Source organism: Anoxybacteroides rupiense, from assembly GCF_014196195.1.
Lineage (GTDB): Bacteria > Bacillota > Bacilli > Bacillales > Anoxybacillaceae > Anoxybacteroides > Anoxybacteroides rupiense.
In genome coordinates, this window is sequence record NZ_JACIDF010000014.1 from 24,372 (window position 1) to 49,394 (window position 25,023).

Sequence of the window (25,023 nt, forward strand, 5' to 3'; positions counted from 1 at the left end):
ATCAGAAATTAATGCTTCTCCTTCGGAAAAAATGTGGTATGATAACAAAATATAAATAATCTTTAAACAGAGAGGGTTATGGAAGATGAAAGTAGCAAAATTCGGGGGAAGCTCTGTGGCGAGCGCCGAGCAGTTCCGCAAGGTGGCAGGCATTATCCAATCCGATCAGCAACGGCGCATCATCGTTGTATCAGCCCCAGGAAAGCGGTATAAAGCCGATACAAAGGTGACCGACTTACTGATTCGCTTGGCGGAAGCCGTTATGAGAGGAAACGAATACGACAGCTTGATTGAAGCCGTTGTCGAGAGATATGCGGATATCGCTAGGGGCTTGGAGCTGCAAGCATCGGAGGTTATAGAGCAAATGAAAGCCAACTTGCAGCAAAAAATCGCTGCCTATCATGATGACCATCTCCGTTTGCTTGATGCGCTCAAGGCGAGCGGCGAAGACCATAATGCCCGATTAATGGCCTTTTACTTGCGGAGCCTTGGCATGGAAGCGCGTTATGTAAGTCCGCGTGAAGCCGGCATTTTTGTAACGGATGAGCCCGGCAATGCCCAAATTCTGCAGGATTCCTATGAAAAGCTGAGCAAGCTGAAGCAATGCTCAAATATTGTCGTGATCCCCGGATTTTTCGGCTATTCATTAACAGGACATATTGTCACGTTCCCGCGCGGCGGTTCAGATATTACTGGTTCGATCGTAGCCGCTGGAGCCGGCGCCGATGTGTATGAAAACTTTACAGATGTGGACTTCATTTATTGTGTCAATCCTTCGATGGTCGAAAATCCACGGCAATTGCGGGAAATTACCTATCGTGAAATGCGAGAGCTATCTTATTCGGGATTTTCGGTATTTCATGATGAAGCGCTCGAGCCGGTATATAAAGCAGGAATTCCGGTATGCGTCAAAAACACCAACAACCCGGAGGCCCCCGGAACTTGGATTGTCGCCAAGCGGGACCACCGGAATGTGCCGGTTGCCGGCATCGCCAGTGATACAGGTTTTTGCAGCGTTAACGTAAGCAAATATTTAATGAACCGCGAAATCGGATTTGGCCGGAAGCTGCTGCAAATTCTAGAGGACGAAGGCATCTCGTACGAACACGCGCCATCTGGAATTGATAACATGTCGGTCATTTTGCGTGCCAATCAGCTGCAGGGAGAAAAAGAGCAGCGGATTATGGATCGGATTCAAACGGAGCTAAAGGTTGATGAGATTCATATTGAATATGGCTTGGCGCTCATTATGGTGGTCGGAGAGGGAATGGAGCGCGCTGTCGGGGTCGCGGCCAAAGCGACAGCGGCGTTTGCCCAAGCGCAGATTAATATTGAAATGATTAACCAAGGCTCTTCTGAAGTAAGCATGATGTTTGGCGTGAAGGAAGAAGCGGTAAATAAAGCTGTCCGTGCCCTGTACGACGCATATTTTGCGCCCGTATATGCACAAAAAGAATAGACGAAAGACAAAACCATCCATCTCTTTCTAGTTTTTTGAAGATGGATGGTTTTTATTATGGTTCACGAATGCGAGAGCCCTGCCGAGAATCATAACCAGCATGGCATCCGCTTTGTCCGGGCATTTTCAAAATGGCCTTCCTCTTTCCTCTAGCTGCTGTGCTTGTGACTTATGTAGCTGACATGTCCATTCAATCAGGAGTTCATATAAGGGAGCGGCGAAGACGTGCTGCCGGTAAATGCCCCCCTTTTCTAAATCCACTTCTCACAAACAAAGAAGCTTTTTCATGTTTGAAAAAATAAAAGATAGTAAATACATAAGAGTATGCATAATGGAAAATAATACTATCGTATGAATTTTTTTAAGGGAGGAACAAGCGTTGAAAAAGCTTCTTTGGGTCATCGTTTTCTGCTTTTTTATTGGTATAGACGGATTTGGACAGCCAGCTGCAGCGCAAGTGAACGAGAAAGAAGTACAATCGTACATAAGCAGCTTTGGATGGACGATGAATGATTTACAACAGTATTTAAGTGATTATGACAAGACGCTGGCGGATTTTGCGACGGTGGATGAACTGAAGCAATGGCTCGGAACGCCGATTACGGAGGAGCAATTAAATGAATTGCTTGTGCGCCATAAACTAACAAAAGAGGAGCTAGAAGCATTGCTCGGTCAATTCGGGGAGACGTTGCAGGATTATACGTTTATTGAGGATTTGGATGCGGCGGTTCATTTTTATTTGCATCATGATGCGGCGATGCAGCAAATCAATGATATGCTCTCTGCGATCGGATTTACTGAACAAGAGGCGAACCGCTTGTTTGACCATATCATGGCGCTTGATGAAAAAGCTCTGGCCGAGAAAATGAAAAAGCTGGACGCGAGAATGGAGCGGTTTCTCAATATAGAGGATCCGACGAAGCTGAAGAAGCAACAAAAAGAGGAGCTGCTCTCTATTTGGGAGGACATGCTGGCAACGTTAGAAATCCATCCTGTATTTTATTTAGTGAATGGTCAAAAGGAAGAAATATCCTATCAGAAACTGCTGGATATGAACACGCTGGGAGGCCGCGATTTGCTTGTTGAGCTTCGCAACTCTCAAGGAGAGATCTTGGCGGATATGCAGCTGTCTGAAGAAATGCTCAAATCAGGGTATATCCTTCATGCCGGGGAAAATCTGATTCACGCTGGGGAAATCGGCGGTGAAATGAAAGCGAAAATGCAGGGCGAAAAAATGCCGAATACGGCCTCGCCATATATGGAGAATATGCTGCTTGGTCTGATGATGATTCTGCTTGGAGCCGTGATGTATTGGCGGAAGCGGGAGAGAACGGTGAAATAAGATGAGAAAAGCGAGGTATAGGAAATATGTAGCCATTGGCTGGATGATAGCGGGAAGCATGGTGGCCGCATGGAATGGGTATGCGTATTGGGAAGGATACCGTGCCGTTCAGCCCATCGCTACAGAGCCTAAAACCATCTCTAAGCCCGTCATCTCATCTGTCGAGACAAAGACTGGTCAGCCGGAGCCGAAACTGGATGAGCACATGGGGACCTTGTTTATTCCTAAGCTTCATATTTCGATCCCCATTTATCATGGAGCGACAGAACAGCAGCTTCGCAAAGGGGTCGGGCATTATCCAAAAAGCGCTTTACCTGGCGAAGAAGGCAATGTCGTGCTATCCGGCCACCGCGACACGGTATTTCGCCGCTTAGGAAGCGTGGGAAAGAATGACGAATTGATTGTCCAAACGAAAGCTGGCGAGTTTATTTATCGGGTGAAAAAGGTGCGCATTGTTTCGGAAAACGACCGTACGGTGCTTGTGGAGAAGCCGCGGCCGACGCTAACGGTAACGACTTGCTATCCCTTTGATTTTATCGGAAATGCCAAACAGCGGTATGTTCTTGTGGCGGATTTCATTTCGCCATCAGCCAGCCGAAAAGAGCAACAAAAAAAGGGCTAGAATCATCTAGCCCTTTGTTGCTTGATCCACTTTTACAGGTTCGCGCCACTTCATGCCGCGGCGCTCATGAAGCTCATGCTTAAATTCCTTCAGCAGCGCTTCACCCTGCAATCCTTTTTCAACAAGCCCGGCAAGCACAATCTCTGCCAAATCTGTTCGATTACGGATCATAAGTCCTTCCATGAGCACGCTAATATGCTCCTTCATCGATGTAACAGAATGAATGGTTGCAAGCATATAAGCTGGATCATTGCCGGTGTGGGAAATGGTCACTTCGAGGCGAACTTCATCTTGAGAACGTTGGAGTTTTGCGAATAGTGGTTCATATTGTTTATCTATATATGTTTCAACGAGCCATCGGTTTCTGCCATCTTCCTTATTGATGATGAGCCCGTCAATGAGCGGAATTTGCTGGCGATGTAGATGATCGTCAATGACCTGAACCCCCACAAGCTTGAAGGTTTTCATTTTATCACCTCGTCAATGTTGTCTCAAACAAGATTATAACACAATCATATTGGAAAAAGAAAATGAACAAACGGGATTGATCAACAAGCTTCACATGAAAAAAGATAAAAAAATGAAAAAAATTGAATTTTTTTGTCGTTTTTTGCATCATTAGAAAATAGTCTTATCGATATTTTGTGAAAAAGTAAATAAAAAAATTCAAAAGTCGCTATTTTACGGATCAAACTGCCATGATTTATGCTAGAAATGCGGCCAATATATAATGATAGAAGGGAGGAATGGAATGATTAACCAGGTCGTGTTAGTCGGCCGTTTGACGAAAGATCCAGAGCTTCGCTATACGGCAGATGGGGCAGCGATGGCGAATGTGACGCTGGCCGTAAGCCGCAGCTTCCGCAATACGGACGGTGAAATTGATACAGATTTTATTCATTGCAAGCTATGGCGAAAAATAGCGGAGAACACGGCTCATTATTGCCGCAAAGGTTCGATTATTGGCGTCATGGGCCGCATTCAAACACGAAATTACGAAAATCAAGCGGGAAAACGTGTATATGTGACCGAGATTATTGCCGAGTCTGTTCGTTTTATGGGTGGCAAGGCCGCCGTATGGAGCACGCAAGAGTAATCCCGTCTAAAAATGGATCCTCTTATTTTCCCCATAAACAGAAAGATGATGTCCTCATCTAATGGTTTTCCTCGATTCGTCCCCTCACATATTGGCCAGCCGCATATGGTTGGCCCTTTTTCCATCATGAGAGCTGCCTCCTCTTATTAGGAGATTGTCATTCAAACAAAATTTGTTCGATAGAGGCCATCTCAACTTTCAGCAAGCAAATGGAGGCTTGCCAATCAAACTCATCTGAAGGATAGATAGTCCCATTATATTTGATCCGTTTACGTTTTATGAATGAAGCTGTACAAGGGGTTTCGAAAAAAACCTGCTGACTGAAAGATTTTTAAGGAAAGGAGGATGTTCGTGAATCTTTATCTAGCTGATATTGCCGTGCATGAAAAAAAGCAAAGCAAGCGCTGTGAGCCCTCGTGCCGCGTGTTTATTCGAGAAATCCATAGCGCCTGGTCTTTGCCGTTTCATTCAAGGCCGGCCCATCGTTTTTCTTATTCGCTTTCGCTGTTAAAGAGGGAGACGAACACGACCGCGGAGCTTTGCCGCGGACAATGGCTGCGCGTGATTCAGTGCCAAGAAAATGCGCGTGTGCATCTTCTGTTCAAATCGGTCGATCATCGCTATATGTTCGCCGTCGCCCTTCATTTAAAAACAAGAACGGTTTCCGTTGTGTCCTACGAATGGAGCGACGTGCAGCGAAAGCATGTCCGTCTCTGTGCTCATGAGCTTCTTGCGATCGAACGCCAGCTAATTTTTCAGATTCTACAAACCTTTTATATTTACCGAAAGCAGCAGATATCGTATTTGGCGATGTTCCGGCCGGAGCCGAGGCAGCCGTCGGGCTGATGGAGCCATCCTTTGATCCTATCAGACGAGCCCGGCATGCTGGCTGCTTCTCTATTTTCTTTTGCTGCATATCTTATCCATATACTATATCATATTTCATGCCCCCGTTGTTCGTGTGGATGAATGAACGATATCCATGCGGCGCAAAAATGAAATCGATCATCTGAGGCTGCTGTTTGTATGCCGGCTGTGTTGCTGGCGGCTGGCTATTTTTTTCGCCATTTGCTCACGCAGTTTTTCCCAAGCCGTTTGCTTGCTTGCTTCCTTTGTTTTCTTTCTCCTTGTGTTTTTCATGATCGTTCCGCTCCTTTATGAACCATGGCTGGCAAAATCAATAGCTCCCGTAGTTCTTCATTAGAAAGCTCGGTGATCCATGCTTCGCTTTGGATAATTTCGTTATTCAGCGCTTGCTTGCGCTCAATCATTTCATCGATTTTTTCTTCTAGCGTGCCAACCGTAATCAGTTTGTGAACATGAACAAACCGCTTTTGGCCAATGCGGTAAGCGCGGTCTGTCGCTTGATTTTCGACAGCGGGATTCCACCAACGGTCGAAGTGGATCACGTGGTTGGCCGCGGTTAAGTTTAATCCGATGCCTCCAGCCTTTAAGGATAAAATGAACATATGAAAGGCACCTTGTTGAAATTGCTCAATCATGCGGTCGCGTTCCGCTTTCGGGACGCTGCCGTTTAAAAAGAGCGTTTGTTCGTGAAAATGGGAAGAGATCAACTGTTGAATCATCCTCCCCATTTCGATATATTGCGTAAAAATTAAGCAGCTTTCTCCGCGCTCACGGATTTGCTCGATAAGCTCCAGCAATTTTTCCAATTTGCGGGAGCGTGCTAAAAGGTTGGCCGGATTGGCTTCTTTTAAATACAGGGCCGGGTGGTTGCATAGCTGTTTCAGATGGTTTAGCATTTGCAAAATAAGGCCGCGCCGTTCAAATCGGTCTGCTTTTTCGATGTCGGCCAGCGTCTGCTGAACAAGCTCTTCATAAAGAGACGCCTGTTCGGCCGTCAACGGGCAATATTCTTTTTGTTCAAGCTTATCAGGAAGGTCAAGAGCGATCGCTTCATCGGTTTTCGTACGCCGCAATAAAAACGGGCGGATCAAATTTTGCAGCACCGCCACTTTTTGGGTATCCCGTTCCTTTTCAATAGGGATGGCAAAGCGGCGTTGAAATTGCTTTTGGCTGCCTAAATAACCGGGATTGATAAAATGAAAAATGCTCCATAGCTCGCTTAGCCTGTTTTCCATCGGCGTGCCGGAAAGGGCGATTTTATGACGGCCGATGAATGTTCGAATTGCGCGTGCTTGTTTCGTATCGGCGTTCTTAATGTTTTGGGCCTCATCTAAACAGATGGTGTCCCATTCAATGGATTTTAGCTCGTCGCTGTCAAGATGAGCCAAGCTGTACGAGGTGAGGACGAGATCGGCCCGCTTGACCGCGGCAACGAACGCTTCTTTCTTTGCGCGGTTTGAGCCATGATGAATATAGATGTTTAAAGACGGGGCAAACCGCTCGCATTCTTTTTGCCAATTACCGATCACGCTCGTTGGGCAAATGAGCAGAGACGGCTGTTGATTGGCCTCATGCTTCTGCACGTATGTCCAGTAAGCGAGCATTTGCACCGTTTTACCAAGCCCCATATCGTCTGCCAGACAAGCGCCAAGACGAAAGCGGCGCAAAAAGAGCAGCCAGTCGACACCACGCTGCTGGTATGGCCGCAGTGTTTCTTTAAATGAATGAGGAATGGAAACCGATGGAATACGGTCAATGTTTGTCAGCTTGCTTACAAGCGTTTGAAAACTGCGATTTAGCTCAATGGCAAACCGACGGAGCTCGCCGGTCTCTTCGGATGTTTCGCTTTGTGTTTGTTGTACGAAGGCTTCCTGTAGAATGTCACGAATGGCCACACCTTCTTCTCGCGCTTTTTTCATTAAAGACTGTACGTGTTGAATCAGCTTAGGATCAAGCTGAATCCAACGTCCGTGCACTTGCATGAGGCGACGCTTTTGCGCGACAAGCTGGTCGAACTCCTCTTCACTAAGCTCCACACCGTTTGTGGCAATTTTCCAATCAAAATCGACAAGTGCATCCAGTCCTAATAGTGACGGATTGGATGATGGAGAAGACTTCACTTTTGCTTTTAACGTGAGGCGTGTCTGTTTGACCGCTTCCCACCAAGAAGGCAATAAAATGCGCACGCCGGCTTCTACGAGCTGTTCGCTTGCCTCCGATAAAAAGCGCCATGCTTGTTCATCATCCAAATCAACCAAAAGCCCGCCGTTTTCATCGGCAAGCCATGGTACGATTTTCAGCCAGAGACGATGGGCGCGCTGAATGGCTTGTTCGTGTTCCCGCCATCCATTGGGCCACTCCATGGACTTGTGCCAGACGAGCGCTTCCGTTTCATCATGAGCAACGAGCACCGTTTCTAGAGACCAATGGGAGAAATCCTCCATCGGCTCGGTAAGGCGCAGCGCTACCATAAACGGAGGACGCTGGCCATTCCAGCCAATTTCATACAGCCAGTCGTCTTCATTGGTGAGCCAATAGGGGATATGGCTGGTAGTGAGCGGATAAGTGCGAACAATTTCCTCCCATGTTTCGTTTAGCTCGCGGTCGCGTCTGATCCACTCATTGATCGCAAGCGAACGCCATTTTATTAAAAAGCGATCTTCATCAGCTCCATCCTTCCGTTTCCAACCGAATCCGCCTTTTTTCCATGCGGAAAAATCGGGCATGAGGCGCATTTCGCAAATATCGTCCATCATTTCTTGCGCCCACTGTCGCCAAGTAGACAAGCTTTCGCTCCACTCAAGCGGAGCCAGCTCATTTTCAGGGGAAAGTGCAAAAAAAGTAGCCGCTTCCCATGGAGAAAGCAAAACGCCTTCCTCATGGCCTATTTTGGCACTCGACAAAAGCGTGCCGTAAAAGCTTTCCTCATGCCAGGAAAAAGCGATCGTTTGCCAAAGATTCAAAGGGACGTTGCTGTAGAGGAAAAAAGCTTCTTCCTCATCAAGCCATCGTCCCATAAGTGTAATGGTCTTAATCATTCAGCAACTTTCCTTTCTGCATTTCTTCATAAAACGCTCGCATCCGCTTCGTTTCGGCCAACAATCGCTCACGGTATTCGAGCCATGTATGATATTTGCCCAATGACCGGTAATAGGAGCGCAGCTTTTTTAAATATTTAACGGCGCGTTTATAAGCTTGGCGATTTTTCATTTGAATCATTTTTTGTACGCCGTGATGGTAAAGCGGCAGCAATAATGAACGATCGCTCTTTTCGATCTCGGCCAAAAACGAGCGGTGGATATCTTCAATTTCCATATGGGCGATGAGATGCAAATCGACCCATTTTTTATATTGGCCGCTTGCCATGAGAAAATAGCTGTAATCATAGGCGCTATATGGAAGCAGCTTTTGCAGCATCCTCTCGTAGTAGGTTCCATCTCCAGTAGTCTCTGTATAGTGTTCCAATAGATGGAGCACTTCTCTGATAATTTGCGTTCTATTATGATGAGAGATGGTCTCGAGCGAAGCGACAGCATCTAGGCACAGCGGCCACCACGCCTTCATCCGCGTCCACTGTCGAGTATGGGAAAGCTCCCGAAGCCAAAACAGCAAATACGAAACAACCGGCATATCAGACTGTTTGAGAAACGCGAATGCTTCTCCATCATGACGGCGCAAAAAGGCGAGATGGGCTAAAGCGATCAGGCTTTCCTTCTTTGAAGAGGGATGCTCTAGCTTCGGCTGCAGCTTCTCTCGCTCATGCTCCGTAGACAATCCGCCTTGAACGAGCATGTTCCATACGGTTTGATACACGCGAATGCGCAAGTCCGGCAAATTTGGACCGGTAAATAAGAGAGAATGCACATATTCTTGAGTTTCTTTCAGCAGTGTGGAATAGGCTGCTGGTATGGACATGCTGGCAAGAGATGCGCATTTATTGTGAATGACGCTTACGAAGTCAGAAGCGGCTGCTTCCCAATAGGAGCGATGGTAGGAATATCGCTGAAACCGTTCGCTATATTCGATCAGCTGCTCAAAGGTAAACAGTGCAGCGTGAAGATGATAAAGCTGTTTTTCAACGGACAAATCAGGAGCTTTATCGAGCAGTGATGGAAAAAAACGGTCGCATAAATGATGGGCGAACCAATAGTCAATCATGCGATAATGAGTTAAAAAGCGGTGATAAGCCTGTTCAAATTGTTCCCGCCAACTGCTCGATGAACCTGACGGCTTTCCGCTTTGGCTGGCTTTGGCCAGCTTAATCGATGGTTGTCTTTGAGTCCACGTTCGGACCAGTTCTCCGACGGGGCCGACATTTGCGTATAAATAAAAAAAGAGCGCCAATCTGTGCGAGCATATAGGAGCTGCTCCGCATTCGCAGCGGCCTTGTGAAAGATCAGTAAAATGAAGCGTTAATTGGTGTACCTTTTCGTCTAATACGTGAGCGTGCACCGTTTGAGAATCGAGTAAATGAGCGTTATAGACGAAGCCTTCTCGATAAAGCTTCAATCCTTTTTTTAAATCGGCTTCGTGCAAAGGAAAGGCTATTTCTCGTTGGAGCTGGCGGGCCGTTTCCTCCAGCGCCGCTTTCGACAGACTTGTTTGCAGCAACTGTTCTCATCCTTTCCCGAATCGTTTCTATTCTTTCATTCTAATTGCTTTTCTCGTCATTTATACAAGAATTATAACAAAAGTCTCCTTCAATAAAAAAGAAAGTTTCGTTATACTAGAACTAGCGCCAGTCGAAAAAAAGAATTCAAGTGCTGGATTCCTTTTTTCGACATGGCGAACGGTTAAAGGAGGGAGAGCAGAATGCAATGGAAGGCGCGGCACGTCATCATGACATCGGCATTTGCTTCAGCGCTGTTTATGCTGCCTACAGAAGGTAAAGCGGCGCAGTTGAAAATCGGCATGAGCGACGCGAAAGTCAAAGAAGTGCAGCAGCTGTTAAAAGCGGCGGGTTTTTTCACGTATCCAACGGCAACTGGCTATTATGGAACGATCACGGAGACGGCGGTAAAAAATTTCCAATCCTCTGTTAAGCTTCCAGTCACAGGGGTGGTCGACGATCAAACGTATGCAAAATTAAAGACCGCATCCAGCCCGCAGCCTGCATTAAAGCAAGGGGCTTCTGGTGAAGCGGTTAAAACGCTGCAACAGCAATTAAAAACGCTCGGCTTGTTTACCTACTCAGAAATTACAGGATATTACGGAACGATCACGGCCGACGCGGTGAAAAAATTCCAAAAGCAAGCAGGGCTTCCCGCGACAGGAGCGGCGGACAATGCGACGCTTACCAAGCTGAAGGACGCGGCAAATGCAAAGACAAAGACGTCGACGTCCTCTGTTAATAAGGCGACGATCTACTTAACGATTGGATCAAGCGGCGATTTGGTGAAGGAAGTGCAGACGAAGCTGAAGCAGCTCGGTCATTTCACTTATCCGGAAATTACAAGCTATTATGGAACGATCACAGCCGATGCGGTGAAAAAATTCCAAAAGCAAGCGGGCCTTTCTGCGACAGGGACGGTGGACAATACGACGCTTACCAAGCTGAGGGAAGTGGTGCAGCCGAAGGAGACCGCGCCATCGGGCGGCAATCAGGCGACTGTCTACTTAACAATTGGGTCCAGCGGCGATTTAGTGAAGGAAGTGCAGACGAAGCTGAAGCAGCTCGGTCACTTCACTTATCCGGAAATTACAAGCTATTATGGAACGATCACGGCTGACGCGGTGAAAAAATTCCAAAAGCAAGCGGGCCTTTCTGCGACAGGGACGGTGGACAATGCGACGCTCACCAAGCTGAGGGAAGCGGTGCAGCCGAAGGAGACCGCGCCATCGGGCGGCAATCAGGCGACCATCTACATAACGATTGGGTTCAGCGGCGATTTGGTGAAGGAAGTGCAGACGAAGCTAAACCAGCTTGGTCTTGTCACCTCTGCGCAAATTACCGGCTATTACGGAATGATTACAGCTGATGCAGTGAGGCAATTTCAGCAAAATGCCGGCTTAAAAGTGACAGGGATTGTTGATGATACGACTTATCAACGGCTCAAGTCCCAAAATTCGGTACAGAAGGTCGATCCGATTGAGCTGGTAGCGGATGCCGCTTTATTGTTGGGCAAGCCATATGTATGGGGAGGACAAACCCCGGAGCAAGGCTTTGATTGCAGCGGGCTTATTTATTACTTATTCCAGCAGCAAGGCGTCAAGGTGCCGCGAACAGTCGCTACGATGTGGAACGCGGGCACTAGTGTTTCCTCTCCTTCCATTGGCGATATGGTCTTTTTCAAAACGGAAGGCAATACGGTTTCCCATGTGGGGATCTATATCGGCAACAATCAATTTCTTCATAGCGGCAGCTCTACCGGAGTAACGATCAGCTCATTTAGCAATTCTTATTGGAGCTCTTGCTATGTGGGAGCGAAGCGGTATTGGTAATCCGACCAGTTGAAATTGGGAATGGACGGGCTTGAAAATGGTTGGCAGAAAAGGAAGGCAGTGGAGCGCGGGATGAAAGCTTTTGTCAACCGTTTAGAGCGGCTGATCGCATCAGCCGCTCCTTTGCTGCTTCACTTCCAAATGGGTTTTTAATGCATTCGACACGGCCAACCGCTCTTTTTCAGAAATAAGCACATAAAAAATGCCATTTATTTTTGTTCCGGTTCCTTGTAAATGGAGCTGCTGCATATGCTGGCGTGCCTCTTTGTACCTCTCTTGAATATCCCTCATCTGTGCGAGTGTTAAATTCGTTTTGACATGCTTGGCAATAGCCGCCAGCATGTCGTCGTAATAGACGAATGAAGAAAGGCTGGCTCCTTTTTGAATCACGGCTTCAATGATTTGTTTTTGTCGATCCTCACGACCAAAATCGCCGCGAGGATCATCATAGCGCATGCGGGCATACTTCAACGCTTTATCTCCATTAAGAGCCACTTCTCCCTTTGGAAATGTCACGCCGTCATATGTAAAGGCAAAGGGATTATCTACAGTGACTCCGCCGACGGCATCCACGATATCTTTAAAACTTTCCATATTGACTTTCATATAATAATCAATAGGAATATCAAGAAACTTTTCAACGGTAGCGATGGTCATATTGACGCCGCCGAATGCGTAAGAATGGTTTATTTTATCCATTTTCCCTTTTCCGACCATTTCGACTCTCGTATCGCGCGGGATGCTGAGCAGCTTAATGGATTTTTCATTTGGATTGACGGTCAAAACGATAAGCGAATCCGCTCGACCACGGTCGCCCTTGCGCTCATCTACGCCAATCAATAAAAAAGAAATCGGGGTTTGCCTTTTTAATGACACAGGCTTTGTGCGTTTTTTGGGAGCGATTGGTGTAACGGGTTCATAAATTTGTTGTGCCGTATGTTTGACGTTGGAATAAATAGAATAAGCATATGCGCCAATACCAGCGAGGGCGAGAACCATTGTTATTCCGATCACCCATAGCCATTTTCGCTGTTTCGTTTTCATGTGTATCTCCTTTGTTCGACGTCATGTCTCTATTTTGGAAAGAAGCAAGGGTTATGGACGTATTTTCCTTGGCAAAGATTGAGTAAAAATCAACTTTTCATTGCCGAACGCACATGTTAGAATAGGGACAGACTTTTTATAGCCATCAATATTGTAGGTGAAAATATGAAGCAAAAATTAAAAGTGATGACCATTTTTGGGACGCGGCCAGAAGCGATCAAAATGGCGCCTCTTGTATTAGAATTAGAAAAACATGACCAACATATACAATCAATTGTGACCGTAACGGCACAACATCGTCAAATGCTTGATCAAGTATTGGACGTGTTCCGAATTACGCCAGACCACGATTTGAATATTATGAAGGACCGCCAGACGCTCGCCGATATTACCGTCCGGGCGCTTTCTGGATTGGATCAAGTCATGAAGGAAGTCAAGCCGGATTTAGTGCTTGTGCATGGCGATACAACCACTACGTTTGTCGCAAGCCTTGCGGCGTTTTATAATCAAATTGCCGTAGGGCATGTGGAGGCGGGACTGCGGACATGGAACAAATATTCACCGTTTCCAGAAGAAATGAACCGCCAGCTGACAGGAGTCATGGCTGATCTTCATTTTGCACCGACCCAACAGGCGCATGACAATTTAGTGAGCGAAAATAAAAAACGCGATTCCATTTTTATTACAGGCAATACCGCCATTGATGCGCTGAAAACAACGGTGAGCAACGATTACGACCACCCTGTGCTGAAGCGGATGAATGGAAGCCGGATGATTTTGCTGACGGCCCACCGCCGGGAAAATTTAGGAGAGCCGATGCGAAATATGTTTCGCGCGATTAAACGGTTAGTGCAAGAGCATGATGATATTCAAGTCGTCTATCCTGTTCATTTAAATCCTGCCGTCCGGGAAGTGGCCAACGAGATTCTCGGCCAAGATGACCGCATTCATTTGATTGAACCTTTAGGCGTCGTCGATTTTCATAATTTTGCGGCACGCTCGTTCTTGATTTTAACAGACTCCGGAGGGGTGCAGGAGGAAGCGCCGTCTCTTGGAGTGCCTGTGCTTGTGCTTCGCGATACGACCGAGCGCCCGGAAGGAATCGCAGCTGGAACGTTAAAGCTGGCTGGCACAAGCGAGGAAACGATTTATCAAATGGCGTTTGAGCTGCTGAACGATCCAGCGGCCTATGAACGGATGGCCAAAGCGGCCAATCCTTATGGAGATGGAAAAGCGTCCAAACGGATTGTCCAAGCGATTCTTTATCATTTCGGAAGAACGAATCAGCCTCCACAGCCGTTCAGCTGTTAAGCCAGCCATTCCCGCATCCGTGTCGAGCGAGACCATGGTGCGGGGATATTTTTCGTTGTTTATGTACAAAGTAATAAACAAATTCGTCATTCATTGGCAAGCAACGATCGAAAGAGGCCGTTGCCGCTTGGAAATCATTTCGATTGGTAAGGCTATATATACAATCATGTGACAGCACAAAAAATTTTTGGAGGTTTTTTCTTTATGCTAAAAAATCTTCCTCATGGAACAAAAATTAGCATTTCCCGTTCCATTGCTTTCGTTTTTGAAAAATATATGAATCAAATTCAGTGGCAGGAAGAACAGTTTGATCCGGCCGTCTTTATGCAGCACTGGCGGCAATATATTGAAAAACAAGCCGCTTGGTTCCATTCATTAGATGAAGAAATAAAGCAAAGCCCGTCCTTTCATCAAGAATTAGCCGCGAAAATTAATGAAATCATGGAAAAAGTCCTATCAGAAAAGCCGACTGAAGAGCAGTTGCAAACCATCGAGCAGTTGACAAAAGAGCTGCAAATAGAGGATATTCCCGTTTCTTGCAAGGCGGAAGCCAACTACTATATTGAACAGCTTCAAGAAAAGAAAAAGCAGCGCGTGTAACAAGAGAATGCTTTAGAGCACCTATTTCTTCATGTCACAGTCAGGACTAGGAACGATGAGGAGCCATCTATTTTAGTCCACTCGATTTTGGCAGGAGCATTTAGATATGGCAGTGTCAGTCAAAGGATGAACTGGCAAGCCGCCCAACGCATATGCTATAGCTATAATGGCTGTAGCTTTTTTTTTGTGGAAAATGCATAGATAGCGGATTTTTCATTTTCCTGTGACCTTTGTTTCAGAGAGGGTTTTTAAAAGTAAAATAATGGATGGGGTATGCGGATGACATGTATTTGCTTTCTTTTCCCCTTTGGTTATTATAGAATGAGGGATATGAGATGATGTCATCGTAGGAGGAACATAGTGTGAAAATCACTGTTACAGGTACAGGATATGTAGGCCTTGTTACGGGGGTTTGTCTTGCAGAAATCGGACATGATGTGATTTGTTATGATATTGATGAGCCGAAAGTGCAAATGATGAAGCAAGGAATCTCGCCGATATACGAACCTGGTTTAGACGAATTAATGAGAAAAAACATGGAGCAAGGTCGGCTTTTTTTTACAGCGGATGAAGAAATGGCGTATGGACAAGCTGATATTATTTATATTGCTGTTGGCACGCCAGAAAAAGAGGATGGCTCCGCTGATTTGACCTATGTGGAAGAAGCGGCGTTGGCTATTAGCCGTTATGTTCGCAAACGAGCGATTGTTGTCATCAAAAGCACCGTTCCGGTCGGTACGAATGATCGCATTCAAAGGATGATTCATGAACATAAAGCGGCGGAAGCGGATATTACCGTTGTTTCCAACCCGGAATTTTTGCGGGAAGGCTCCGCCATTTACGACATGTTTCACGGTGACCGCATTGTCATCGGTGCCAATGATCCCGAAGCTGCAACCGTGATCGCGGATATTAACAAACCGTTCGGCATCCCGATTATTCATACCGATATTCGCAGTGCGGAAATGATTAAATATGCCGCCAACGCATTTTTGGCGACGAAAATCAGCTTTATTAATGAAATTGCCAATATTTGCGAAAAGGTTGGCGCCAATATTGATGATGTTGCTTATGGAATTGGGCAGGATCACCGGATCGGGCCGCATTTTCTAAAAGCCGGCATCGGCTACGGAGGCTCATGCTTTCCAAAAGATACAAAAGCGCTTGTGCAGCTGGCGGGAAATCTCCAATATCAGTTTGACCTGCTTGAAGCGGTCATTCATGTCAATAATAAACAGCAGTTATTATTATATACAAAAGCAAAAGAATTATTCGGTTCACTCGCAGGAAAAAAAGTAGCGGTTCTTGGGCTTTCCTTTAAGCCTAACACAGATGACATTCGCGAGGCTGCCTCGCTTGTTTTCATCCATCAATTGCTTGGCGATCAAGCACAAGTCACCGTGTATGATCCGATTGCAATGGAAAAAGCTAAAGCTATACTTGGAGATCAAGTGGTTTATGCGTCATCTGCTGCTGAGGCGCTGTGCGGCCAAGAAATTGCCTTTATTGCAACCGAGTGGGAGGAAATCAAAGCGCTGCCGTTTTCACTTTATGTGGAACAAATGAAGGAACCAGTCATTTTTGATGGCCGGAACTGTTACGATATCAAAGAAGCGGAAAGATTTCCGCTCACCTACATCTCGATCGGAAGAAGGCCGATTGTGCAGGCTCCTTCTATGGAGGGCAGCAGAAGATAGGACAACGCCGCAAATGTTTAAAATTCGTTACAAATATATAATCGCAGTTTGTTTTTTGTTATAATAAAGTTTGATTGTAAAAAAGGTACTTCAGTAAAGGAGAAAGACTTCGTATGAGCAAAAAAATTTGTGTCATTGGATTAGGATATATTGGACTTCCAACAGCCGTCATGTTTGCCAATCATGGCTTGCAGGTACATGGTGTTGATATTAACGAAAAAGCAATCAGCATGATTCAAAAAAAACAATTGCATATTGAAGAAAATGGATTGCAAGAGCGTCTTAATCAAGCGATAGACAGCGGAAAATTGACGGTTTCGACAACACCGGAAGAAGCCGATGTATTCATCATTGCCGTTCCTTCTCCGATTAATCCAGATAAAACAGCGAATTTAGATTATGTTCGCGCTGCTACTCAGTCGATCGTTCCTTATGTCCGTCCCGGAAATTTGGTCGTGCTGGAATCAACGGTACCGCCGCGCACGGTAGAGGATGTCATGCTGCCGATTTTACGGGAAACGGGTTTGGAAATCGGCACAGAGCTTTATGTTTCCCATTCCCCTGAACGCGTCATTCCAGGGAGAATTTTTGAGGAATTAACCAATAACGACCGCATTATCGGCGGCATCAATGAAGAATCAAGCCGTTTAACAGCTGAATTATACAAAACATTCGTAAAAGGAACGATCCATTTAACCGACGCGACAACGGCCGAAATGGTAAAGGTCATGGAAAATACGTATCGTGATGTCAACATTGCTTTTGCCAATGAACTAGCGAAAATCAGCGAAAAAATTGGCATTGATGTGTGGGAGGCGATTCGCTTAGCTAATTTTCATCCGCGCGTCAATATCCATTTTCCAGGGCCCGGCGTTGGCGGCCATTGCATCGCAGTCGATCCATGGTTCCTAGTAGAATTGCAGCCGGAATTAGCGAAAATGATTCACCTTTCCCGTCAGACGAACGACAGCATGCCAGAATATACCGCTTTGAAAATTAAGCAAATTTTAAATGAAAAAGGAATTAAGCACGGCCGAGTGGCGGTGTTCGGATTGGCGTTCAAAGGAAATGTGGACGATATGCGCGAAAGTCCATCGCTGGAGGTCATCCATCATTTAGAGAAGCTGGGAATCGACTACACAGCGTATGACCCGCATATTAAGGAGAATCAGTTAAGCCAGCAGACGCAGGAGCTGGAACAAGCGGTGGCGCATGCCGATATGATCGTTATTTTAACAGACCATCAAGAGTTTAAATATTTGCAGCCTGAGCAAGTAGGCGCTCACATGCGCACGTCCATGATTTTTGATACAAAACATTGTATCGAGCGCGGCCTCTGGGAGGAAAACGGATTTGACGTGCATGTGCTCGGAGATGCCAAACACCGCTCCAAGTATGAAAAGCATACCTTTTCTAATTAGGTGATTACAATATGAAAGAAAAGTTTTTAGGGATTGATGTTTGTACAGATACGTATGATCAGCTGGCTGCGAAGCTGTTAGATGATATAAACCATAACCGCAAGTCTTTTATTGTGGCGATTAATCCGGAAAAAATTATGAAGGCGCAAGAAGACATGGAGCTTCGCGACCTTTTGAATAAGGCGACCTATCAAATTCCTGATGGCATTGGTGTGATTTTAGCCTCGATGATGAAAGGAGGGAAAATCCGCTCCCGTGTCACAGGTATTGATATGATGATGCGCCTTTGTAAAGAAGCCGCCCTCCATGGGAAAAAGGTCTTTTTATATGGCGCCAAACCTGGGGTGGCTGATGAGGCGAAGAAAAAGCTGGAGGAGCGGTTTCCTGGCATTCAAATTGTCGGCACGATGCACGGATACGAAAAGGACGAAAATGTGATTGTCAACGCGATTAATGCGTCCAATCCAGATATTTTATTTGTAGCGTTGGGGAGCCCGGCGCAGGAATACTGGATTGTGAAGCATATGGATTCGCTCGCCCCTAAAGTGTACCAAGGGGTGGGCGGATCGTTTGATGTCGTATCGGGCCGTTTGAAAAGGGCTCCGTTACTGTTCCAAAAATTAGGAATGGAATGGTTCTATCGTCTGGTGAAGGAGCCTTGGCGTTGGAAACGACAGCTTGTCCTTCCGAAATTTCTAATTAAAGCCATTAGAGAGTAGAAGGGATTGTATGTCAAAGTTACGAGTAGCGAGCATCTTGTTTTTACTGTCTACGTTTTTTTTGAAATTTTCGAGCATGCTGCGCGATATCGCCATCGCTCATTTATTCGGCGATTCCTATGTCGTCGACGCGTATATTGCCGCCATGACGATCCCTAATGCCATTATTTTGTTTATGTTGACAGGAATGAAGGATGCCTTTTTGCCTAGTTATTATAAATACGAAAAGCTAGGAAAAGGCTTTTCTCATTTAACGAATGTCGTCAAAGGGACCTTTTGGATTTCTTCGGTGATCGCTGTATGCGGAGCGGTTCTTTCACCGCTCCTTATTCGCTGGCTTTACCCAAGCTTTACAGGACATGGGGCGGAGATTGCCGTTTGGACAGCTGTCATTTACTTTCTATCGGTAGCGCTTGTCGGTGTGAATGCGGTCTATGAAGGCTATTTTGATTCACAAAAGAAGTTTTCGTTTTCAACCTTTTCACAAACGGTTGTCGTATTATGCACGATTGGTGGAGCCATTTTATTGTATCGGCAAATGGGGATTTATTCCGTTCCGTTGGGCTATTTTGTCGGCACCGTGCTTTCGTTCATCATCAAATTGGTGTACTTAAGGCCGCGCCGTTTTTTAATGTGGAGTCAGCCGGCGGATTGGCGGGAAATCTTTTCCTTCTATAAGGTATTTTTGCCAATCGGCCTGACGATCGCTGTCGGCCAGATTAATTTATTTATCGACACGCTATTTTCCGCAAGACTTGGAGAAGGGGTTGTTTCTAACTTAAACTATGCGTTCCGGCTTGTGAATATTCCACAGGCGATTTTTGGCGTGACCATTGCCACGCTCGTCTTCCCATTGCTTGCGGAAGCGAAAGTAAAAGAGGACATGCAGCTGTTTCGAACGGGAATTGAAAAAGGGCTGAACTATATGTTTTTGCTGCTTGCTCCGACCATTGCTGGAATGATTGTGCTGATGAGGGAATTGGTGCAGGTCGTCTATGAACGGGGAGCATTTACCGCCGCTGCGACCGCCCAGACAAGCGAATATGCGATCTTTTTCACGGGATCGGTGCTGTTTTATAGCATCCAAGCCGTCATTGCCAAAGGATTTTATACGCTTGAAAAGGGCCATTACATCCTGCGGGCCGGCGTGGTATCCATCATCGCCAATGCGATTTTTAACGCGATTTTATCGAATGTGATCGGAGCGATCGGATTGGCTTTATCGACCTCTCTGGTCGGATTTGTGTATTCTGCCATTACGTTTACGACTTTGTACAAGCTAGCCGGAGGGTTTAGCCTGAGCGTCATTGGCAAAGAATACGCGAAGATCACGATAAGTACGCTTGTGATGTGCGCGGTTCTTCTCTTTGTTAAGCATGGCCTCCATGCGGATCACCTTTCCGTTGTTCCGTATTTAGTCATCATGATTATACTTGGAGCGGTCATTTATTTTCTGGCGGCTTGGCTCTTCCGAGTGGAATCATTTAAGGAAATTGTAGCGAAAGGGAGGATTAAACAAGTTTCTGATTCGTAGAAACTGAATTCGTTATGAAGCGTTTAGGAATATTGCAGAATTGGAATAACAAGATTGATACGTTTTCTCCTTATTTTTTCTTTCCGTTTATCTTAATCTTGTATTTTTTTGTTAGTTTATTTGATTTTGGGAAAATAGAGTATTTTGAAGTGAAAAAAAATGTTCTATGGCCCATTTTAGTCGGACTGGCGTCTTATTTAGCCGCCGTCTATTTCGTGCAGAGGCGAAACTGGTCGTTCCCTTCCTTCGGCTTGAAATTTCTGCGGGGAAAAACGACTTACTTCTTGTATGTGCTCGGATTGATCGGGCTTGTCAGCTATATGATTATGTTGTTTACCGGCCAAGTGGGGATCGCTGATGAGTCGGTCCGCCGCCACTTAGATCCGAAGCTGAACTTTTTAAGCTCTTTCTTATGGTTCGCGGTGTTGTTTTTAATTTGTGACCGCGTTGTCAAAGAAAAAGAACTGACGCGCAGACGAAAGCAGATTTATGCGTTCGTGCTGTTTTTGATTCTTTGTCTATTGGTGCTGATGGGGTATCGCACACCGATTGCGATCATTTGCTTTACATGTTTAATCGTTATCCACTATACGATCAAACGAATTAAGATCTCTTGGCTGCTGGCTTTTTTATTTGTCGTCGGGCTTGCCTTGTCGCTTTTCGGCTTTTTCCGCATGGTGACAGAAGATCAGACGAAGCAATTTAATACGCATGAAGGGCCGGATGTGGAATTAAGCGAGAAAGAAATGAACCGCGATTTAATGCTTGTCCGCAAGATCAATGAAACGCCTAAGTGGGTGCGCGGATTAACGGAAGCCAGCGTCACCGGGAAAATTGTATTAAGCAAATTAATGGAATATACAGATGAGCATGGCTATTTATACGGCAAGCTCCATAAAGGCATTTTCTCGACCATTTTGCCGGGAGAGCAGCTGTCTCCGCGCATGGAAATTACGGAAATGGTCAATTCGATTACAGTGGAAACAGGAAAATATGTCACCCGTCCTGGGCGCACCACGACGCCGACCTTGCTTGGACAGTTTTATGTGGAAGGCGGTTATATCGCGATTATCATCGGATTTGCGCTATATGGAATCATTTTATCCATGCTGTACAATCAAATGAAGCAGTCTGGATTTAAGTCGTATTCCATTATTCCGTATGCGTTCATCACGACGATTTTTATGATTTCCATCCATACAGGCTTGCTTGATTTAGTGTTTTTACTAATGATTGGCTATGCGCTTGTGTCCGGTGGAATCGAAAGAAAACAAAACATTTGAAAAAACAATTGTTATATAAAACTACCGATGGTAAAATATACTTGAAAGAAATATATTATTTCCTTCTGTAGCAATATAATGCAAGGACCTCGGTTGGTAGCCTCAGAAAAAAAACCACCTGCTTTTTAGGTGGTTTTTTTCTGCGTTTATTGGCCGGAAGGAACGATGACCTTCCATGCGCGGAAATCCGGATTTTCCTTGACGACAAGCGCCTTAGGAAAAATAAAGGTCCACGGCTTGCTTGTATTGGCTTTTACTTCAAACTCTTGGAGCGTAAACGCTCCTTGGGCGACAAGATCTCCTGCCGCATCTTCCACTTGCAATGGCAGCTGCTGGATTCGGATGTTTTTATCGCTGCCGTTGCGAATGAGCAGCGTTGCATGGATATCACCGTTTTCAGCCTGTTGAATTTGCAGACCCATGAAATTGATCTCTCCCGGCTTTGGCGGTTGAATCGACTGGACGAGCGTTCGCAGTTTTTCTTTATCCTCATCAGCCAAGCTTTTCTCCCAGCTCTCCGATAAATCAAGAGAGTGGGCGGTTGGTTTGCGCAGTTCGAAGGCGATTTTCCAGTCGACCGCCGGCAGTTCGGCTACCCGCAGCGTCTCGCGCTCGAAAAAGAATTTCCAAGGCCGGCTGCTATGCGGCGGCAGCTCGCCCAGCTCCGCGAGCGGAAAGGTTTTGCGCGCCAGCATTTCCCCGTTCGGTCCGATCAAGAGCAGCGTAGTGTCGGAAAAGGAGATGGCTTTTGCCAAGCTGCTGCGCACAAACGCGGTAACGACATATCCTTTTTCCGTCTGCTTTAATTCAATGCCGGACAGGGAAATCTGGTTTTCCTTGAGCGGCTGCTGTTCATTGTTTAAAAATTGATAATAATAGCGCTCTTCGGCACTGATCGACCAGGATGGATGAATGGAAAGCTGCGGATGAATGTCTTGGTCGGCCGAAGAGGTTTCGTCGGTGTCGAACAGCTCGCTGGAATCGACGACCGTATCTAATCCGTCTTGTTTAGATTTTCCCTTTCGAAAAAATGACAGCATGTTTATTGTCCTCCGTTTGTTTGGATTTTATCAGACACATAGTAAGCCAGCTGGCGGCAAGCATCACGCTCAATTTGCCGATACATATGCACAAATAATTCATATCCTTCCCGTTGAAACTGGCGAATCGGATCCTCTTGGCTATAATAGCGCAGCCCAATGCCCTCTTTCAGACGCTCCATCGCGTCGAGATGGTTGAGCCAATGATGGTCAATCGTGGAAAGAAGGAACGGCTTCAATTGCTGGTGCAGCCCGCGCTCACTTTCAAACAGCTGAAGTGTTTCAATATAGGCTTCCGCTGCTTCGTTAGCGGTTTGTTTCACTTCTTCCACATCATCAGCAGGAGCGTTCCATTGCAGCTGAGATGTCGGAATGAGCTCCCGCAGCTGCGCCGCTAGCCGTTGCATGTTCCACTCCTCTGGATCGACTTCCATTGGACACATTTGTTCAATTTCATATGGAATATAGGAGCGAAGCATACGGACGGCAATCGAGAGCGAATCCTCTGTTTCCAGCACTTGATTTCGCAACGTATAGATCGTGCTGCGCTGATCGTTCAACACATCATCAAGCTTGAGATTGTATTCGCGAATGGAGAAGCTGCTGCCCTCACAAATGCGTTGCACGCGATCGACAAACGCATGAATATCCTTGTCGAGAATCAGGCCGTGTTCGTCCGTTTTCAGCTTCTTCTGTAGCTTTTCGACCTCTTCTTTGGCAAACCGGCGGAACATGTCATCCTCAAGAGAAATGAAAAATTGTGACCGTCCCGGATCGCCCTGGCGCCCAGCCCGCCCTTTCAGCTGGTTGTCAATGCGCCGCGACTCATGCCGCTCCGTTCCGAGCACGAACAAGCCACCCAATTCCGCGACCCCTTCTCCCAGCATAATATCCGTTCCGCGCCCGGCCATATTCGTCGCAATCGTAATTTGCCCTTTCTGTCCGGCCAATGAAATCATTTGCACTTCCTGCTCAATCGTTTTCGCATTTAACAATTGAAACGGCAAATGTTCCTTTCGCAAATATTCCGCTACTTTTTCCGACTGCAAAATAGAAGTCGTCCCAATCAAAACCGGCTGTCCGGTTTCGTGAACGCGCTTCACCTCTTTGGCGACGGCGGTATATTTTTGCTCGATGGTCATAAAGACGCGATCCGGTTCATCGACGCGGATAACCGGTTTATTCGTCGGAATTTGCACGACGTCCATGCCGTATAACGTTTGGAATTCTTTTTCTTCCGTTTTGGCTGTTCCCGTCATGCCGGATAAAACCGGGTAAAGTCGGAAATAATTTTGGATCGTGATTGATGCTTGCGTTTTATTTTCTTCCGTGAGCTCCAGTCCTTCCTTCGCTTCGATCGCCTGATGCAATCCATTGCTTAAGCTGCGTCCTTCCATTGGCCGTCCGGTGAACATATCGATCAAAAGGATTTTTCCATCCTTGACGATATAGTCGATGTCGCGGTGGAACAGGACATGGGCCCTGAGCGCCTGAATGATATAATGATACAGCGTTTGATGCTGCAAATCGTAAAGATTGTCGATGCCGAATCCTCGTTCAATTTTGGCAATGCCTTCTTCGGTTAAATTCGTCGCCTTCGTTTCTTCGTCGAAATAGTAATCGACATCTCGTTCCAACGATTTCACGATGCGCGCGCATAAATAGCTTAATTGCGAGCTCGTCTCCGTTTTGCCGGCGATGATAAGAGGAGTCTTCGCTTCGTCGATCAGCACGCTGTCGATTTCATCAATAATCGCGTAATGAAAGGGACGCTGCACCCGCTGTGACACATCGTAGACCATATTATCGCGCAAATAATCGAAACCGAACTCGCTGCCGATTCCGTATGTAATATCGGCGCGATAGGCTTTTTTCTTTTCTTCCCCATCCATCATCGGCAGATTCAATCCGACCGAAAGCCCTAAAAATTCATGAATTTGGCCGATCAGCTCGCGGTCGCGCTTCGCCAAATATTCGTTCACCGTAATTACATGCACGCCCTTTCCTTCCAGTGCGCGCAAATAGCTTGGCAATGAAGCGACCAGCGTTTTTCCTTCACCAGTCGGCATTTCGGCGATGTTTCCTTCCGCAAGCACTAAACCGCCGATCAGCTGTACATCAAAATGGCGCATACCCAGCACGCGTTTGGCAGCCTCGCGCACGACCGCAAACGCTTCCGCTTGAATGTCAAACACCGTTTTGCCATCCTGCAGCAATTGCTTAAAATAAGGCGTTTTGGCTTTTAATTCTTCATCAGATAAACGAGAAATCTCGTGTTCCAGTTCGTTAATGCGAGAGACGATTTGCTGATAGCTTTTCAGTCTCCGTTCATCGTGATTGACCAATCGTTTAATATAAGACAACATATTTGCAAGTCTCCTCCAAGCTTGTCGAATAGTCTCTTCATACAGTATAGCATCGTTCGTTTTTGGTTTCACCTGCGCGGAAAATATTTCTTCCTTTTTCTCTTATATGGATTATAATGTAATTATCAGGATAAATTTTTCAAACTATGAAACTTTTTCTTTGATCCGATCGTCTATAGAA

At 46.1% G+C, this 25,023-nt stretch carries 20 protein-coding genes; 13 read left to right on the forward strand and 7 right to left on the reverse strand.

What is annotated here, in order from left to right; all coding sequences use genetic code 11:
* The first annotated feature begins 85 nt into the window (after positions 1–85).
* The 3 genes from GGQ95_RS16660 (at position 86) to srtD (ending at position 3,423) form a co-directional block, all read left to right on the forward strand.
* Positions 86–1,459, forward strand: coding sequence for an aspartate kinase (locus GGQ95_RS16660; RefSeq protein ID WP_183187173.1), 1,374 nt, complete (start codon positions 86–88; stop codon positions 1,457–1,459).
* Positions 1,460–1,838: 379 nt separating this feature from the next.
* The gene (locus GGQ95_RS16665; RefSeq protein WP_052660930.1) at positions 1,839–2,801 is read left to right on the forward strand and encodes a processed acidic surface protein; all 963 of its coding nucleotides are present in this window, start codon (positions 1,839–1,841) and stop codon (positions 2,799–2,801) included.
* 1 nt (position 2,802) lies between these two features.
* Positions 2,803–3,423, forward strand: coding sequence for a class D sortase, LPxTATN-specific (gene srtD, locus GGQ95_RS16670; RefSeq protein WP_183187174.1), 621 nt, complete (start codon positions 2,803–2,805; stop codon positions 3,421–3,423).
* 6 nt (positions 3,424–3,429) lie between these two features.
* Here the strand turns inward: srtD and GGQ95_RS16675 are convergent, their stop codons facing one another.
* A complete protein-coding gene (locus tag GGQ95_RS16675) occupies positions 3,430–3,891 on the reverse strand; it encodes a YwpF-like family protein (RefSeq protein ID WP_044742424.1) in 462 nt (153 codons plus the stop codon).
* 283 nt (positions 3,892–4,174) lie between these two features.
* Here GGQ95_RS16675 and ssb point away from each other — a divergent pair, with 283 nt between their 5' ends.
* Both ssb and GGQ95_RS16685 read left to right on the forward strand, forming a co-directional pair.
* Positions 4,175–4,519 carry a single-stranded DNA-binding protein gene (gene ssb / locus GGQ95_RS16680; protein ID WP_080861607.1) on the forward strand — a complete coding sequence of 115 codons (345 nt, stop codon included), beginning with the start codon at positions 4,175–4,177 and terminating at the stop codon, positions 4,517–4,519.
* A gap of 351 nt (positions 4,520–4,870) precedes the next feature.
* Positions 4,871–5,365 (forward strand): hypothetical protein, encoded by a 495-nt coding sequence (locus GGQ95_RS16685; protein WP_159720550.1) that lies wholly within the window; start codon positions 4,871–4,873, stop codon positions 5,363–5,365.
* Between the two features lie 159 nt (positions 5,366–5,524).
* Here GGQ95_RS16685 and GGQ95_RS18635 read toward each other — a convergent pair whose 3' ends face one another.
* Genes GGQ95_RS18635 through GGQ95_RS16695 form a run of 3 tightly spaced genes read right to left on the reverse strand, consistent with a single transcriptional unit; the run spans position 5,525 to position 9,997 of the window.
* Positions 5,525–5,659 (reverse strand): hypothetical protein, encoded by a 135-nt coding sequence (locus tag GGQ95_RS18635; protein WP_255375086.1) that lies wholly within the window; start codon positions 5,657–5,659, stop codon positions 5,525–5,527.
* Positions 5,656–8,424: a DEAD/DEAH box helicase gene (locus tag GGQ95_RS16690; RefSeq protein WP_183187175.1), complete on the reverse strand. Its 2,769-nt coding sequence runs from the start codon at positions 8,422–8,424 to the stop codon at positions 5,656–5,658. Before GGQ95_RS16690 ends, GGQ95_RS18635 begins: the two co-directional genes overlap by 4 nt.
* The gene (locus GGQ95_RS16695) at positions 8,417–9,997 is read right to left on the reverse strand and encodes a hypothetical protein (RefSeq protein WP_080861622.1); all 1,581 of its coding nucleotides are present in this window, start codon (positions 9,995–9,997) and stop codon (positions 8,417–8,419) included. The genes GGQ95_RS16690 and GGQ95_RS16695 overlap by 8 nt, the downstream gene beginning before the upstream one ends.
* Before the next feature lie 201 nt (positions 9,998–10,198).
* On the opposite strand from GGQ95_RS16695, the gene GGQ95_RS16700 reads away from it, so the two are divergent.
* Positions 10,199–11,827, forward strand: a complete 1,629-nt coding sequence (locus GGQ95_RS16700) for a C40 family peptidase (protein WP_183187176.1) — start codon at positions 10,199–10,201, stop codon at positions 11,825–11,827.
* 111 nt (positions 11,828–11,938) lie between these two features.
* Here the strand turns inward: GGQ95_RS16700 and tagU are convergent, their stop codons facing one another.
* Positions 11,939–12,871, reverse strand: coding sequence for a polyisoprenyl-teichoic acid--peptidoglycan teichoic acid transferase TagU (tagU, locus tag GGQ95_RS16705; RefSeq protein WP_044742429.1), 933 nt, complete (start codon positions 12,869–12,871; stop codon positions 11,939–11,941).
* 165 nt (positions 12,872–13,036) lie between these two features.
* Here tagU and wecB point away from each other — a divergent pair, with 165 nt between their 5' ends.
* From wecB to GGQ95_RS16740, 7 genes are all read left to right on the forward strand, one after another.
* Complete coding sequence (gene wecB, locus GGQ95_RS16710; protein WP_183187177.1) at positions 13,037–14,182, forward strand: non-hydrolyzing UDP-N-acetylglucosamine 2-epimerase; 1,146 nt, start codon at positions 13,037–13,039, stop codon at positions 14,180–14,182.
* Between the two features lie 204 nt (positions 14,183–14,386).
* Complete coding sequence (locus GGQ95_RS16715; RefSeq protein ID WP_044742431.1) at positions 14,387–14,782, forward strand: hypothetical protein; 396 nt, start codon at positions 14,387–14,389, stop codon at positions 14,780–14,782.
* 362 nt (positions 14,783–15,144) lie between these two features.
* A complete protein-coding gene (locus tag GGQ95_RS16720; RefSeq protein ID WP_183187178.1) occupies positions 15,145–16,479 on the forward strand; it encodes a UDP-glucose dehydrogenase family protein in 1,335 nt (444 codons plus the stop codon).
* Between the two features lie 113 nt (positions 16,480–16,592).
* Positions 16,593–17,900 (forward strand): nucleotide sugar dehydrogenase, encoded by a 1,308-nt coding sequence (locus GGQ95_RS16725; RefSeq protein WP_183187179.1) that lies wholly within the window; start codon positions 16,593–16,595, stop codon positions 17,898–17,900.
* An 11-nt stretch (positions 17,901–17,911) separates the two neighbouring features.
* Complete coding sequence (locus GGQ95_RS16730) at positions 17,912–18,619, forward strand: WecB/TagA/CpsF family glycosyltransferase (protein ID WP_183187180.1); 708 nt, start codon at positions 17,912–17,914, stop codon at positions 18,617–18,619.
* 10 nt (positions 18,620–18,629) lie between these two features.
* Entirely contained in the window at positions 18,630–20,153 is a 1,524-nt protein-coding gene (murJ, locus tag GGQ95_RS16735) for a murein biosynthesis integral membrane protein MurJ (protein WP_183187181.1), read from the forward strand.
* 14 nt (positions 20,154–20,167) lie between these two features.
* Positions 20,168–21,436 carry an oligosaccharide repeat unit polymerase gene (locus GGQ95_RS16740; RefSeq protein ID WP_044742436.1) on the forward strand — a complete coding sequence of 423 codons (1,269 nt, stop codon included), beginning with the start codon at positions 20,168–20,170 and terminating at the stop codon, positions 21,434–21,436.
* Between the two features lie 146 nt (positions 21,437–21,582).
* On the opposite strand, the gene GGQ95_RS16745 is transcribed toward GGQ95_RS16740, so the two are convergent.
* Together GGQ95_RS16745 and secA2 are read right to left on the reverse strand one after the other, a co-directional pair.
* A complete protein-coding gene (locus tag GGQ95_RS16745) occupies positions 21,583–22,476 on the reverse strand; it encodes an accessory Sec system S-layer assembly protein (protein ID WP_044742437.1) in 894 nt (297 codons plus the stop codon).
* 2 nt (positions 22,477–22,478) lie between these two features.
* Positions 22,479–24,842: an accessory Sec system translocase SecA2 gene (gene secA2 / locus GGQ95_RS16750; RefSeq protein WP_183187182.1), complete on the reverse strand. Its 2,364-nt coding sequence runs from the start codon at positions 24,840–24,842 to the stop codon at positions 22,479–22,481.
* Positions 24,843–25,023: the final 181 nt, after the last annotated feature.